Source organism: Sphingobium chlorophenolicum, assembly GCF_000722875.1.
Taxonomy (GTDB): Bacteria; Pseudomonadota; Alphaproteobacteria; order Sphingomonadales; family Sphingomonadaceae; genus Sphingobium; species Sphingobium chlorophenolicum.
The window spans coordinates 174,330-187,659 of record NZ_JFHR01000001.1 but is presented as its reverse complement, the minus strand read 5'-3'; the positions used below and the strand labels follow the sequence as shown (position 1 = coordinate 187,659).

The 13,330-nt window shown below is 63.9% G+C and carries 15 protein-coding genes; 5 read left to right on the top strand and 10 right to left on the bottom strand.

Translation table 11 applies throughout. The annotated features are described in order from the left end of the window. Positions 1-22: 22 nt before the first annotated feature. From mobF to BV95_RS00935, 3 genes are all read right to left on the bottom strand, one after another. Positions 23-3,016, bottom strand: a complete 2,994-nt coding sequence (mobF, locus tag BV95_RS00945) for a MobF family relaxase (protein WP_013846860.1) — start codon at positions 3,014-3,016, stop codon at positions 23-25. Continuing rightward, positions 3,013-5,163: a type IV secretion system DNA-binding domain-containing protein gene (locus BV95_RS00940; RefSeq protein WP_013846861.1), complete on the bottom strand. Its 2,151-nt coding sequence runs from the start codon at positions 5,161-5,163 to the stop codon at positions 3,013-3,015. The genes mobF and BV95_RS00940 overlap by 4 nt, the downstream gene beginning before the upstream one ends. Before the next feature lie 172 nt (positions 5,164-5,335). Further along, on the bottom strand, positions 5,336-5,635 hold the full coding sequence (locus BV95_RS00935; protein WP_013846862.1) for a ribbon-helix-helix domain-containing protein: 300 nt from the start codon (positions 5,633-5,635) through the stop codon (positions 5,336-5,338). A gap of 464 nt (positions 5,636-6,099) precedes the next feature. On the opposite strand from BV95_RS00935, the gene BV95_RS00930 reads away from it, so the two are divergent. Next, a complete protein-coding gene (locus BV95_RS00930; protein WP_013846863.1) occupies positions 6,100-6,423 on the top strand; it encodes a hypothetical protein in 324 nt (107 codons plus the stop codon). A gap of 164 nt (positions 6,424-6,587) precedes the next feature. On the opposite strand, the gene BV95_RS00925 is transcribed toward BV95_RS00930, so the two are convergent. From BV95_RS00925 to BV95_RS23370, 3 genes are all read right to left on the bottom strand, one after another. Further along, complete coding sequence (locus BV95_RS00925; protein ID WP_013846864.1) at positions 6,588-7,613, bottom strand: SLOG family protein; 1,026 nt, start codon at positions 7,611-7,613, stop codon at positions 6,588-6,590. A gap of 83 nt (positions 7,614-7,696) precedes the next feature. Further along, positions 7,697-8,170: a DUF736 domain-containing protein gene (locus BV95_RS00920; RefSeq protein ID WP_030538182.1), complete on the bottom strand. Its 474-nt coding sequence runs from the start codon at positions 8,168-8,170 to the stop codon at positions 7,697-7,699. Between the two features lie 575 nt (positions 8,171-8,745). After that, entirely contained in the window at positions 8,746-8,982 is a 237-nt protein-coding gene (locus tag BV95_RS23370) for a DUF5818 domain-containing protein (RefSeq protein ID WP_062116437.1), read from the bottom strand. A gap of 99 nt (positions 8,983-9,081) precedes the next feature. Between BV95_RS23370 and BV95_RS00910 the strand changes: the two genes are divergently transcribed. After that, on the top strand, positions 9,082-9,477 hold the full coding sequence (locus BV95_RS00910; RefSeq protein WP_013846867.1) for a hypothetical protein: 396 nt from the start codon (positions 9,082-9,084) through the stop codon (positions 9,475-9,477). Positions 9,478-9,770: 293 nt separating this feature from the next. After that, on the top strand, positions 9,771-9,920 hold the full coding sequence (locus BV95_RS24215) for a hypothetical protein (protein ID WP_169804641.1): 150 nt from the start codon (positions 9,771-9,773) through the stop codon (positions 9,918-9,920). 25 nt (positions 9,921-9,945) lie between these two features. Here the strand turns inward: BV95_RS24215 and BV95_RS00905 are convergent, their stop codons facing one another. The 3 genes from BV95_RS00905 to BV95_RS00895 form a co-directional block, all read right to left on the bottom strand. Continuing rightward, positions 9,946-10,398 carry a type II toxin-antitoxin system VapC family toxin gene (locus tag BV95_RS00905; protein WP_013846869.1) on the bottom strand — a complete coding sequence of 151 codons (453 nt, stop codon included), beginning with the start codon at positions 10,396-10,398 and terminating at the stop codon, positions 9,946-9,948. Continuing rightward, complete coding sequence (locus BV95_RS00900; RefSeq protein WP_013846870.1) at positions 10,395-10,709, bottom strand: type II toxin-antitoxin system Phd/YefM family antitoxin; 315 nt, start codon at positions 10,707-10,709, stop codon at positions 10,395-10,397. Before BV95_RS00900 ends, BV95_RS00905 begins: the two co-directional genes overlap by 4 nt. Before the next feature lie 87 nt (positions 10,710-10,796). Beyond that, positions 10,797-11,399, bottom strand: a complete 603-nt coding sequence (locus BV95_RS00895) for a hypothetical protein (RefSeq protein WP_013846871.1) — start codon at positions 11,397-11,399, stop codon at positions 10,797-10,799. 234 nt (positions 11,400-11,633) lie between these two features. Between BV95_RS00895 and BV95_RS00890 the strand changes: the two genes are divergently transcribed. Then, positions 11,634-11,810, top strand: coding sequence for a hypothetical protein (locus BV95_RS00890; protein WP_013846872.1), 177 nt, complete (start codon positions 11,634-11,636; stop codon positions 11,808-11,810). 111 nt (positions 11,811-11,921) lie between these two features. Here the strand turns inward: BV95_RS00890 and BV95_RS00885 are convergent, their stop codons facing one another. Next, complete coding sequence (locus BV95_RS00885; protein ID WP_013846873.1) at positions 11,922-12,926, bottom strand: deazapurine DNA modification protein DpdA family protein; 1,005 nt, start codon at positions 12,924-12,926, stop codon at positions 11,922-11,924. Between BV95_RS00885 and BV95_RS24410 the strand changes: the two genes are divergently transcribed. After that, a complete protein-coding gene (locus BV95_RS24410; protein WP_170150862.1) occupies positions 12,910-13,227 on the top strand; it encodes a hypothetical protein in 318 nt (105 codons plus the stop codon). The genes BV95_RS00885 and BV95_RS24410 overlap by 17 nt on opposite strands. Positions 13,228-13,330: the final 103 nt, after the last annotated feature.

Sequence of the window (13,330 nt, the reverse complement as noted above, 5' to 3'; positions counted from 1 at the left end):
GCAAAAGTTCCATCATCTTCTCCTATCGGTCATGCCCGCCGCCACGATCGCCATGATCGTGCTGCGGCTGAGGTTGGGATTGGGGTTCTGGTTGGTGGACAGGCTCGCGCGTACCCGCGCGATCGGGCTCCGCCGGCGCGTGCTGACGGTCCCGTTCGATCGTGCCGCGCAGGAAGCGGTCGACCAGCGAGGCAGCCTCCTGCGCGCGGCCGGCGAGGATCTCGGCAAGACTGTTCGGGCGGGGTTCGGAGCGGCCCTGCCGTTTCCGCTCGCGCTGCTCCCGCTCGGCATTACGGGCGGCGCGCTCGCGGGCATTCTCCTCGCGGGAGCGGTCGTGCCGGTCCTTGTGGCGAAGTCCCCGCATCTTGTGGCTGTCGGCCCTGATCCGGCCGAGCCCTTCGAGCGACGAGGTCTTCTCGCCCGATCGCGAGGCGAGCTTTTCCGCGAGACGTTGCTGGCTCTCGGTCCAGAGCTTCACGCCATAGGCGGCGCGAGTGATGGCGGTGTAATAGTTCTGACCGTTGACGAGGCCGGATTCCACAGGCGCCAGCGCATAGACGCGGTCATAGGTCTTGGACTGCGACGAATAGACGGTTTCCGAATACCCATGATCCCAGGTCCGGTGGACCGAGAGATCGACCTGCTGGACGCGCTCGCCGCGGTCCCATCTGATCGTCGCGATATTGCCCTCGAGCGCCAGAACGGTGCCGCGTTCGGCATTCTTGACCTCGAGTTCCTTGTTGACCAGCCGCCACTGGATGCGGTCGCCCTGGGCAAGGTCGCGCTTCTCAGGCAGGAACACATTGACATGCGCCGCCTTGCCGAGGCCCGGACGCCATTCGATCTGGCGGCCATGCTCGTCGACCAGGCGCACGACCTGGCGGCCATGATTGTTCCGGCCGACCCCGACGACGCGATAGTCGGCGTCGCGTGCGATCCCCAGCCTGGGATTGTCGCGCGTGAACTTGAGCACCTGGCCCGCGCTGTAGAAGCGCGCCATCTGCTTTTCCTGGTCGGTCAGGCCGGACGGGGTCAGCACTTCGAGCCGATGGTCTTCGGCCGCGACGGTGCCCTCGCGTTTCAGGACTTCGCGGATATGGCTGTTGACGATCAGACGGGTCGCGTTGTCGAGGACGAGGATATTGGTTTCGCCCCGTATCTCCGGTTTGAGCCGGGTCCAATCGGCGACCATCGCCTTGGCGAGGTTCTCCGCGGTGTCGCCGGTGGTCACGCGATCCAGCGCGGCGAGCGACGCGGCATAGTCGCCCTTGCGCGCCATGTCCGCGGCCTCCTGCGTCGCGTCGGTCAGGTGGCGCCGCGACTCCTTGAGCTGGCTAGTCGGCAGCCCGAGTTGCTGGAGCAGCCAATAGGCCTTGCCCTGCTCGATCGCGCCCGTCTGCTTATTGTCGCCGAGGAATATGAGACGCGCGCCGGTCGCGCGGCTGATCTCCAGCACGCGCAGCGCCTGGCGGTTGCCGAGCTGGCCCGCCTCGTCGAGCGCGAGAATATGCCTGTCGGTAATGCCATAACCGCCGCTCGCGAGCAGCGAGGCGAGCGTGCGGGATTCGATGCCCGCCTTGTGCCCGAGTTCCGCCGCCGCCGAAGAGGTCGGTGCGAGCGCCACGGTGGTATAGTCGTCGCGGGTCGCATCGACCAACGCGGCGACCAGGGTGGATTTGCCTGCGCCGCCGACACCATGCACGCCGACCGCCCGGTTTGTGCCGCTGCCGATGGCGATCAGCGCCGCGGTCTGTTCGGGCTTCAGCCTGGCGGCCGTCGCAGCCTCTTCCAGCCGTTCACGGGTGGCAACCGGCTTCGCATCGCCCATGGCCAGCGACAGATGCTCGGACAGGGCGAGTTCGAGTTTGGCGGTCCGGCGCGATGTCCGGCCGCGCGGAAGCGGCTGGTCGCCGGTCTGGCGCACCGTGACCAGCAGCTTGCCCTTGTTCTCCTGCGCATCGTAGAGCGGCCGCACGTCGCCCAGGCGGACCTCACCGACATGCGATGCGAGCGCGGTGCGATAGAGACGGCCTATATTGTTGACCGCCTCGCGCGTTTCATTCTGGCGGATGCCGAACAGAGCGGCGCGGCGGGCAACGCGCGGATCGGTCTCGATGGTTCGTTCACCCCGCTCCTGCGCCGCGGCCTGGAGCCTGTCGAGATCTTCACGATAGGGTTCAGCACGCACGCGCCATTGCTCGCGCAGGTCATCGAGGCCGATCGTCTCCTTGGCCTTTCGGGTCGCGAAGAAGGAGATCCGGCGCTGGGCCTGTCCCTCAAGCCCGTGCTCCGCGGCATGCTCGTTGATCTGCTCGGCGCGCTGCGAATAGTCACGGATAAGCTGGCCGGGCATGCCTTCGACCTCGAACAGCCCCTTACGCGGATCGAACACGATCTCATGCCCCAGCGCGCGCACGTCGCGGGCAATCTCGTTGCGATAGATCTGACCCATGACGAGCTGCTCGGCATACATCGAGCGCGTCTCGAGACTCGACATGCGGTCGCCATTGAGATGGTTGGTCATGTTGAGAATGACGACATGGGTATGGAGCTGCGGGTCGTGCTCGCGGCTGGCATATTCGGTGAAACGCGCGAACAGCAGCCGGCCCGTCGTCTCGTGGACGATCTCGCCGTCCACCCGGCGGCGCAGCTCGGCATGTTCCTCGGCATAGGCAAGCGCAACCCCGACCGCCCGCTCGTGCGCGGCAAGGATGCGCTCGTCGCCCGTGACCAGCGCCAGGATCGAGATCGACTTGGGCGCGCTGATCGTGAAATCCCAGCCGGGATGATGCTGGATGCCTTCCTTGCGCCGGCGACCGAGCTGCTGGTCGCCGACCTTGCCGGCGAGCAGTTCCTCGAACTGCTTGGGGTCGACAGGCCCGGACAGGCCGAGGCTGGCGGCGAGCTTGCCGCCCCATTCGGAGGGTTCGTTGCCGCCCTTGGTATAATAGTCGCCGATTGTATAGTAGCGGCCGATATTGGCGGGTGTCCCCTTGAGGCGGCGAGGATGGATCATGCCGGCTTCGCCTTCTCACGCGGGCCTTCGGAACGGCCATGGCTGTCGAGCCGCACACGGATCGTGCCGCGCGTCGCCCCCAACAAGGGGATGGGGGTGGCAACCCTGTTCTCCTCGTCGGGATGATCGTCGATCGGCGCTCCCTCGTCCGTCATGCCGGAATCGCTGTGGTCGGTGGGTCCGAACACCTCATCCTGCGGCACGGCGTCCTGGGGATCCGGCAGGCTGGGCGGCTCCTGGGTCGGCTCCCGCGCCGGCGGGGGATTGGCCTCGCCGGTAAAAAGATCGCCTTGCCCCGTTCCGGGAGACGGCGGCGTGTCCGGATGTCCCGGACCCTGCCCTCGCCTCGCGGCCTCCTCCCGCGCCTGGCGCGCGCGGCGCTCTGCCCACGCCTGGGAGATGATGGCCTTGCCGAGCGGCAGCCTTTTGGGGGGCTCGGTGCGTTCAACGAACGCGGCCGCGATCGAAGGCAGCGGATTGAAGCGATCGGTGAAACGGACGACGGGGAGATTGCGCCCGAAACGGAGGAAACCCGAAAGGTTCGGCAGATGGGTGACCTCGGTGTCCAGAACCAGCGGGCGGGTCACCTGCATGCGACTGAGGTTCACCCCGTCGCGCATGTCATTGACGCCGTAGCTCATCCCCTCGTTGGCTTCGACCTGCTCGACCCGGCCAAGGTTTTTGGAGATAAGTTCCGAGGTGTCGCTATCGTTCGCCCGGAGCGCGACCCAGGTCGAGCAGTAGCCGGTGATGGCCGCCGCATCCTCCTTGCCGTAGGTCGCGGTCAGCTGGGGATAGGACTGGAACCCCAATATGCCGCAGCCGCCATATTTGCGCGCACGGGCGAGGAAGTCGGATAGGCTGGGGAGCTTCTGGAGCGTCGGCAATTCGTCAATGACGCAATAGAGCCGCCGGTCGCGGTCGGGCGTGAGGCTCATGATCGCGCTGATCGCGATGTCGAGCCAGACCGTGATCAGGGGGCGCAGCGAAGGAAGCTGGTCGGCCTTGACGGTGACGAACAGCCAGCTGTCGTCCTTCTCGTCCTCGACCCAACGCCGGATCGAGAAGCCGTCCTCGGTATCGTCGAGATAGGCGAAGCTGCGCATGACCGAGGCAAGCTCGGCCTGGACGCCGGCCGAGGTGCGCTCTCCCTCGGCGGAGATGAAAGCGGCGGCATCGGTGCCCTTCACATAGGCGGCAAGATCGGCGAGCGGGGAACGCAGCACCCGATCAAGCAGGACCGAGATGAGCGTGTGCTTCTGCCGCGCGAGCTTGCGCAGGACGGCGACCAGCGTGCCGCGCGCGGCCTTGCTCCAGAACGGATCGCCATGTTTGTCGGGGATCGTAGATTCCGCGATCTGGTCGTAATGATACTCCCGCGGAACATCGACCCAGGGACTCCAGATGTCGGTGCGCTTGTCGAGCGGGTTGAGCAGGATGTCCCTGCCGGGGCGATAGAATTTCTCAACGAAGCTCCCGGCCGTGTCATAGACGATCGCCCGCTTACCCTGCTTGCGGATGCCTTCGAGCATGGTGGTGATGAGGTTGGTCTTGCCCGTTCCTGGAGCGCCGACCAGCAGGATATGTTCGGGCTCGAAGGCTTCCGGCACGGCGACGCCGCCGATTGTGAGCGCCCCCTTCTTCTGCCCCCGGAGCGCGCGCCGCACTTCCGAGGCCGTCCCGAAGCGGGCGCCGCGCAGATATTCGTTGGAGCCGAGCCCCTTCCCAGTTCTGGTAAAATAGAACCAGGCACTGACCAGTCCGAAGAGGGCGACCACACCGGCAATGGCCGCCCCGTGGATGAGGTCCTTTTCGAGTTTGTGGAGCGCCTGCTTCGCGACACCGGAGTCGGCGAGGGTGTCGGCCGAGGTCCAGTATTGGCGCCCGTCGGGGGTGCGGAACAGCACCGGGTCATTGGTCCCCGGCGCCGCATCCGCCTTGATGGTCGCCTCCACCAGCTTGGCGAGGACGAAGCGCTGATAGTCGGTCGACTTTTCGAACGCATACCAGCAGGTCCCCATCAACCAGAGGATCAGCCCGGCCAGCACGGTCTGGAAAAAGACCTGGGTGGTCATGCGGACATTGTGGACGATCGCCTGCCCGCCCCGCGTCCAGCTCCCCAACGTGTCGTTGCGGAAGATGCTCATGGCCGGCCCCTCCCCCGAACGGCTGGCGGTGCGCTACGGCATGCCCCCGGATTTGGGATGGCCCTGACCGGCAGGGAATAATCGCAGGCAATCGCGCGGCCGGACGGGAAGCCCGCCGAGGGGGAACGCGAGGCCGGGCATGTGTCCGCGAGGTGGGGATCCGCGCGCCGGGTCATGGCTGTTCGTCCGGTGAGAGCAGCCCCTTTTCGAGGAGCAGCGCCCTGGCGTCGGCCATGCCCTGTTCGAGCGTCTCGGGCGACCGGCGTCGCACCGATGCCGCGAGGATAGAGAGCGTCTGCAGGACGCAGGAGAGGATTTCGTCCTGCGTCGTGTAGACGTAGCCGCCGCGGGGATCGGCGGTCTGGTCGATCGCGGGGCGGAGGAGTTCGGCGACGCTGACGCCGACTTTACGGGCACGGCGCTGCAGCCGCTCGTAAAGGGCATCGTCGATCCGGATTGTGACCCTTGCCAAGGTGATGCTCCGACTGGAGCTTCGACAAGGAGGTCACGACGCACAGCAACTATAGCGCAGACAAGCGACGATCACAATAAAATCAGCGTGGCGGACGTGTCTGCCAGCCGGAAACGGCGGAATTGCGGGGCTTTTTCGGGCAATAGTACTGAGGCGGCAGACGCGTCAGCCAAATAACGTGAAATCTGGCTGACGCGTCTGCCAACGGAAACCATTGATTATAGGGCAGTTTCAGGCCACAGCACCCGTGCGTACGGTGCATTACAAACCGCGAAGCGCGTGCGTCGCTTGCCCGCAGCAACGGAGTTGCTGCGTCATCCCTACCGCTGCCGGGCGCACCCATTGCGGTGGTGGTCGATGTGGGGAGATAGGTCGCGCTATGCGGTGGGGTCGCTTGTGGCGCGGGTGCGCCTGTGCGACAAGGATCGCGTGACGAGCGGGCCAGCCTGAGAAGGAAACTGGTCATGCCTAAAATGTCTGAACGCGATAGGCTCGCTGATCTGGAAGATCGCGAGAAGAGGATTGCGGTCGAGAAGGCTGCGCTACGCAAGCGGCTACGCGATCGCTATGCGGCAATGGTGACGGCGCTGCCGGTCGAGCAATTGACGGAACGCGAGTTCCGGGACGTGCTGGGCCATGTGTTGCGGTTGGGCGGCGCTGCCGCGCTGGCTGCGCTCAAGGGGGCGTCGGGTGCCTCCGATGCTTCCCATTCGGGGAAAGCGCCAGCCGCGCCAAGGCCCGCAAAGGGGGATGACGGTGGGGCGCTCGGCCCTTCGGTGGGGGCGTGAACCTGTCGGCCCTTCCCCTTTTGGTTCTTCCCGCCGCCGCGCCGTCAGGCGCGGCGGCGGCCGGGGGCACGACAAAAGGCCAGCGCGCGGGGATGCGCGCCAGCCTTGGCGGGTCTCGTGTGATGGGTAGCGCGGCGCTGGGGGAAGCGCCGCGCCGTTTGGTTTCAGGCGCTGCGCCGTGCTTGCCTGAACGTGTCCCCCTCGCCGTTCTGCGGCTTGCGGGATGCGGGGGCATCCTTGGGCTTGCGGAAAGCATGGATGGGAACGCCTTGTTTCCGCATGGTCTGATAGAGATTGGCTTGGATGCCGGACCCTTCGCAAAGGACGGCTTCCACCGGCTCAAGCTCGCCCATCTTGCGGTTTCGCTGATAGGGAGCCTTGCGCCCGCCTCCATAGAGGCCATAAGCGACAACGGGGACGCCTTCCCGCGCTGCCCATGCCGCCGCGATGGCGTCCGCCCCTTTCCGCTGCCCGGTGGTAACAAGCGTCATATGCGGAACGCGGGCCTTGATCTCTGTCAGCTTCGCCCAAAGCGGTTCCCATTCGTCCCAGATGGCGGGGCCGGAAAAGATGACGACGGGGCCTTGCGGCTGGTGCTTCTCGCGCTTGGCAAGGGCGCGTTCCTGCAAGAAATCCAGCGCATTGATATAGCTTGCGGTGGTGACGGATGACGCCTTGCTGCCCTTGGTCGGTGCCCATGCGCGACGCCAGCAAGCGCGATACATGGCGGCGGCATAGTCGCGCATCGTTTCGATGGCGGCGCGCTGTTCCGCAAGCGAGCGGCATTGAAGCTGGGTATCCTCAAGGTCTTTGTTGAATACCTCGCCCGGTTCCATGCACCGCGTCATATCGCGGATTTTGTCGGCTAGGCGATCCTCCCGGCGCTCCACCGTTCCAGCGACAAAATGGAAGCTGTTGACGATACCCCAAGCAATATCCGGGGCGAGCGGGTCAAGCCGCGTGTCCGTCAAGAGGCAATAAAGCGACGTGATAAGTTCGCCGCAAACCTTCTGCGCGGTGAACGGTTCGGGCATCTCATGTTCGCCCGGTTCGTCGCCGTGTTCGATGATGGACAGCGGCAACGGATCGCCAAAGGATGCTTCAAAAGCGGGGGTTGCGGTTTCCTCCGCGATAAGTTCCGGCAGGTCGGCAAATGTGCTAACGGCCTTCTTAGCTGACTTCTTCGTCATGGGTCTGACTCCTGATGGCAGGATGATCGGTTAGGGTCCGGGGAAGCGTTGCTGCGCTCCCCCGGCCCGTCTTGGTCCGGTTCCTAGACTCTCACCTCGTCGTCAAAATCGGATGCGGCCCCTTGGCTGGACAGTCCGCCGCTTCCATCGGCGGTGCTGTCACCGAAACCGTAGTCATCGCCACGGTTGCCGGAAGGCGCATTGTCGCGGGGGGTGCGAATGGCGGGGCCGAAATCGTCGCGCTCCTGCCTGCGCCATGCCACCCGATAGCCTTCCTCCACCGAGCCGAAAAGCGCGATGGGCAGGGCTTCGGGCATCGACGGGTCATCAACATGGCCTTGCAGGAAAACCTCGCCGGTTTTCTTGGCGACGGCTTCCCAAAGCGCGCCGACCTGAACGACACGGCCCCCGACATTGGGCGCGATGATCTCATAAGCCGGGGCCAGTTCGTTTTCGCTTTCCACCGGGCGCAAGGCCAGCTTGGGCAGGTCGATTGCGCGGGTGGCAATCCATCCGATGATGCGGCCCTTGTTAAGGTTAAACTCACCGATATTCATAGCCTTTACTCCAAACGATGCTTCCGGGGCCAATCCCCATCTGCACCTATACTTATACCCCCTCCCCTTTTTCGAGTATATTCTATTGTTTTCTTGACAGTATTTCATCGCATTTGGTGAGCCAGAGCCAATAATACGGACGCGGTAGCGTCTCGAACAAAGAAAAATATGGCGAAGCCATTCCTTCCTGATCAGCGGAGGACGCGACGGTGGCCGTCTGTCATCGCATTCGGAGCCGCCGTCGCCGGGGCTCAAGGGTCAGGGCTGGTCGGGGCAAGCAAGGGACGTCGCGCTGCGGCCTTTAGAAAAGCTTGGAGTAGAAGGGGCCTGCCGACCGCTTACCCCAAGCGACAACGTCGGCAGGCCCCTTCTACTCCTAGGTTTTCTTGGCCGGAGGCAGCCCTTGCTTGCCCCGACCAGCCCTGGCACGCCGAGACCCTGCGAGGCGGCGCAGAATGTGATGACAGACATCGTGCGACGCTGATTGCGGGCCGAGGCGTCCTCGCCGAGGTCCGCGGCGACGGTGCCGCAAGCGCGACGTTTGAGGAAGGAAACAGAGCGTGCCTCTGGGGATGCTACGCCGGCCCGAGCCAGAGAACGTCGAGGAGGCTGGGGCTCGCCTTGCGTCCCTCGACGACGACGACTGCGTCCACCAGCGGCGGGAAATCCTGCGCGCCATTGAGGCGCCAGACGTGGCCATCCTCCATATCGAGGAGGAAACCGCGCTCGGTTCGACGCAGGCGTCCCCGGAGACGCAGGGGTGCGACCGTCCCGATCACGGCGCGGGATGCCGGCCGATCGGGGCGGCCCATGCGGAAGACGGATTCATGACCGCGTTCCCGTTGCGAGGATCATTTCCATTGTGACTATGTTTGCCCTATGTTCCAGTGATGGATGAAAGGACTTTCCCCATGATCGCGGACTATCTCGCCACCTTCGATTTCAACCTGTCGCTGATCGATGCGGTCAACGACCCCGACATCGCGGATGTGCGCAGCCAGATCGCCGCCCTCGCGCTCGGGGAAGATCTCGACAGCGGCTACTATGCGACCCAGGAACTGGCTGAGGCCTTTCTGGAGGCGGCCCGCGAAGCCAATGCCGAGATCACCGATCCCCATAGCCCCGCGCGGGAGAAGCTGGTGGATATCCTCGACAGCGGTCCACCCTATCAGCGTAACCTGTTCGACGCGGTAGCCACGTTGCCGTTGGCGGACGCTGCGAGCCATCTCGCCTGGCTTACGGGTGTAATGCGTGATCGCGCGGACATGTATCGGCCGGTCGAGGCGGCGCGTCTATCGACACGCTGAAGACCCCGCACCCACCTGCGGCATCCGGTAATTTCGCTCGGAACCGACTGGCAGTTGCTGCCCGGTTGGTTTAGAGGAGCGTGTCCGCCGGTGGCGGGCCGGAGAGTCGAAACTCCGAACAATAGAGTCGGCGCATGCCTTGCGGCCGGATTGCCTGTATTATGTCCAGGCTCCGGCTAAAGATCAGGCACGCGTTCTATTGTTCGCGTCTTTCGACCGTCCGGCTCAGGGGCCGGCATCCTCCTCCGGGGAGGGTGCCCGCCGACTGAGCGCGACGGGACGGAGAAGCACACATGACAGACGAAGAGCCAAGGCTGGAAAACGCCATCAAGCACATGGAGGCGGCACTTGAGTGCCTCGTCGACCCCAAGGACCAGGTGGTGGCGATAAGGCTTTCGCACGCACTTGACCTCGCACGGGAGCGATTTCTCGAAAGAACCTGAGGAAGGATATCCTTCCCCCAACTGGTCAGGATAGCGCCAGTGTCGTGGGATCATCCTCCCACGGATTGAATATGGCCGCACCGCTGTGACGCACATCCTTGACGTTGCGGGTCACGAGATAAAGCCGGTGCTCGATCGCGGTGGCCGCCAGCATCGTGTCGACAACGCTCGGTGTATGGCCCGTGCCTAGCTTGACGTCGCCGGAGATTGCTCCCCATCGCCGGATGATCGCGTCATCAAGGGACAGAATGCGACCTTTGAAACGCGCTTCGAGTGCATCGCGAGCCCCGATATAGCGTGACCGCTCAGAATGGTCGGCAGGTATGGCGTGGATGCCCTTGTCATATTCACCGAGCGTCAGGATGCTGAGGAACAGCGCTTCTTCGGGCTGCTCCGACGCCCATGTCTTCACGCTCGGCGCGCCGCCCGGATTGATGAGCGCGGCAATCACATTGGTGTCGAGAAGCCAGCCGATCACAAGACGATATCCCGTCCGCTATCGCGTTCGCGCGTCAGATCGACGCCGTCGAGGTGCAGTCCTTCGAGAAAGGCGACGAGCGGCTTCTTACGCTCGGGCGGCAGCAACCTTTCGAGTTCGTCGGCGCTGATGATAACGACGGCATCCTTGCCGCGGACCGTGACGCGTTGCGGCCCTTCGCTGCGGGCCAGGCGAACGACCTCGCTGAACCGCGCCTTGGCGTCTTCGAGCTTCCATCCGCGCGCCGCTGGTGGAAGCCTGGAACCACCTTTGCGTGCGGGGCCGTCACCGGCCCGTTTGGGTGTAGTCATGAGAATTCTCCATCTGACCAGCTAGTCAGATATAATGGCCCAGCTGTATCGGCGCAAGCTCGATCCGGCATCGGCGGGTCCCGTGCGTCATGCTGGCCTGATCCAATCGCGGGCGGGTGCCCATCCGAGAATGTCACTGCCGCTGTCGCCGACGGCCTCGCCCGATATGTCCCGCCAGGGCGATCGAGGCCGATAGACCGGCATATAGCGGGCGGTGAGCACTTCGAACGTAGAGCAGATATAGCCGCTGAGACGGATGGCAAGAACGGGCCGATCGTCGTCCGGAAGGCCTGTGAAGACCGAAAGGAAGCCGGGCGGGATCGGGAACAGCGTGCTTTCGATCATGGCGCGGGCAAGCCGCGTCTCCAGTTCGCCCGCTTCGGAGCCCCAGGGATGAGCATCGATGTCGAAGCGATCGACGGCATCCGGCGACGGGCGGATCGAGAATTCACCAGACCAGCAGCGACTGTCCGGGTTCAACGCGGGGACCTCTGCCTTGGCGGCGTTATTGCCCGTATCGGCACGAAACCAATCCGCCATCGCCGGCGTAAGCTGGCCGGTCAGGGCCCATGCCTTGATAGGGTCCGGATCGCGCTCGGGAAATTCGACAAGCCACCATTCGGCGCGATGATGGAGAATCACGCCATAGCAATGACGCTCGGCCGAATTGGATTCGGGACACTGGGTCACGGATACCTCCTTTTTGCGGGCTTGAAGGCCGCAATTGCCCCCATCGGCACAGCCAGGCCGTGCGGCGACGGTGATCGGTGGTTGCAACCGCGCGTCGTTCACGCCAATCTGGCGGTCAATCTTGTGAATTCGCAGCGACAGGCGTAATCGGAGCGTCTCGGACCTGTGAAAAACGGGCGGTCGCCTATCGCCGCTTTGAAAAAGAAACAAAGTGCTCCGACAGGGATGCTCGTGATGAACCTGCCTATCGTGTATCAGCCGCATGCCGTTTCTGATGACGGCGCAATGAGCTTCATGCTCTTTATGGCGGATGCCTGGGCCAAGATGCAGCCGAAGAAGCTAACGCTCGCAGATATGGACGAGTATTGGAACTTCTGTCGGGATGACGAGGTGAGGCGGGCGAGGAGATGATTCGATCGATGGGCAAGACCCTGCGTGGCGTCCTCGACCTTATAGGCCGGTGAGTTCTTCGCACACCGCATAGGTCAGCGACCGAGGCTAAATTCACCAGGACCTGCGTTACTACGTGGCGCTATAGGTTTCAGCCGCCCACTGCGCGACCCACCCTTCGGTGATTTGCTCGTGCGCGATCTCCCCTTGTTCGATCAAAGTGCGGATTTCCGCCCGGGCGAGATCGAGTGCTCTGTCCCATGCGTTTCCGGCCGAAAGCGCAGGTTTCGTGAGCGGCAGATGATGCTGGAATGCGGCGTCGCCCCCGTCGAGCCGGGCCTGCTGCCGGCGTTGCCATCGCTCCATATGACCGGCAACGAACTCGTCGGTCTTCGAAAAGCCTTCGCGCCACGCCTCGATCCGCGCGGCCAGAGAATAGGCGCAGGAATCGAGGCTGGCGATGCGATGCGCAAGCGGCCGCAAATAATGGAGGGCTGTTCCCTTCACACCGAAAAGGTGGAAGCGGAGCGCAGGGTCTGCGTCCCGGTCGAGCCGGCTTAGCACCGCGAGAAGCCCATCAGGACCGGACACCGTGCGGCGGCACATGGAGCCGATACCGACAACCATGCCTGGCCGAAGGATACCGGCAATGCCGTCGAGGCATCGCAGATAGTCGTCGGGATGCCGTCCCTGGATGACGGGCATGAACCGGGCATCGATTCCGCGATCGGCGGCTCTTGCATGACAGGCATGATTGAGCGCGATGGTGCGCGAGATACGGTCGAGGACTTCGTCGCGGTCGCGGGCAATTTCCTCTTCGGTGCACAGGTCGAGGCTCGCGAAGCGCCGAAATGGGTAGCTTGCGGCCAGTTCGATATAGTCATCGGCCGTCCAGGGCAGCCCGCGGTAGCGATGAGCGACGACAAAGCCGGCGGAGTCGAGGTCGATCGACACCAGGCGCGAGGCATTGGCCAGCGAACGCAGGTTCCAGCCCGCCCAGCGCGCATAGCCCTCGCGGCGATCCCATCGCGACAGCGCGTTCGCTGAAATGAGGACCGGATAGCGCATCTCGATCGCGCGCTGGAGAAGCGGGCCACGATTGAGATGCGGGAGGCCGACGATGATCTCTATGTTCATGCTGGCCTCCGCGACGTCACGCTTCTCAAGCGAAGGGTCGGTGAGACGAAAGACGGTTACGCTTGCGGGAGCCGGAAATCCTCCTGCCCTTCTAGAACCAGCTATTGCAAAGGTTGCAACGACTCCACCAGTAACCGTGCTTGTCGCCGACCTTATAGGCGTTGATGTTGAACCGCTTGCCTGTGGGGCTCGTGGGATCATCGTAGCACTCGGCTGCGCCGCAGTTGGGGCAGGTAATGCTGTCGATTACGACGATTTCGGGGATGTTCGTGGTTTGCTGGCTGCTGGACATGGTTGGTGAACTCCCAGATGAAACTCATCCACCAACCACCCCCTTTCCCCCTGTGGAGAGCGCGAAGGGCGCCATGTTGCCGCCCTGTTGTTGCACCAGTCTGTCGCGCCAA

Bases quoted from the DNA above. Each gene is read 5' to 3' on its own strand.
- BV95_RS23370 (WP_062116437.1), bottom strand. From the start codon at position 8,982: ATGGGCCGCCCCGATCGGCCGGCATCCCGCGCCGTGATCGGGACGGTC.
- BV95_RS00900 (WP_013846870.1), bottom strand. From the start codon at position 10,709: ATGACTACACCCAAACGGGCCGGTGACGGCCCCGCACGCAAAGGTGGT.
- BV95_RS00885 (WP_013846873.1), bottom strand. From the start codon at position 12,926: ATGAACATAGAGATCATCGTCGGCCTCCCGCATCTCAATCGTGGCCCG.
- BV95_RS00890 (WP_013846872.1), top strand. From the start codon at position 11,634: ATGAACCTGCCTATCGTGTATCAGCCGCATGCCGTTTCTGATGACGGC.
- BV95_RS00920 (WP_030538182.1), bottom strand. From the start codon at position 8,170: ATGAATATCGGTGAGTTTAACCTTAACAAGGGCCGCATCATCGGATGG.
- BV95_RS00930 (WP_013846863.1), top strand. From the start codon at position 6,100: ATGCCTAAAATGTCTGAACGCGATAGGCTCGCTGATCTGGAAGATCGC.
- BV95_RS00940 (WP_013846861.1), bottom strand. From the start codon at position 5,163: ATGAGCATCTTCCGCAACGACACGTTGGGGAGCTGGACGCGGGGCGGG.
- BV95_RS00925 (WP_013846864.1), bottom strand. From the start codon at position 7,613: ATGACGAAGAAGTCAGCTAAGAAGGCCGTTAGCACATTTGCCGACCTG.
- BV95_RS24410 (WP_170150862.1), top strand. From the start codon at position 12,910: ATGATCTCTATGTTCATGCTGGCCTCCGCGACGTCACGCTTCTCAAGC.
- BV95_RS24215 (WP_169804641.1), top strand. From the start codon at position 9,771: ATGACAGACGAAGAGCCAAGGCTGGAAAACGCCATCAAGCACATGGAG.
- mobF (WP_013846860.1), bottom strand. From the start codon at position 3,016: ATGATCCATCCTCGCCGCCTCAAGGGGACACCCGCCAATATCGGCCGC.
- BV95_RS00910 (WP_013846867.1), top strand. From the start codon at position 9,082: ATGATCGCGGACTATCTCGCCACCTTCGATTTCAACCTGTCGCTGATC.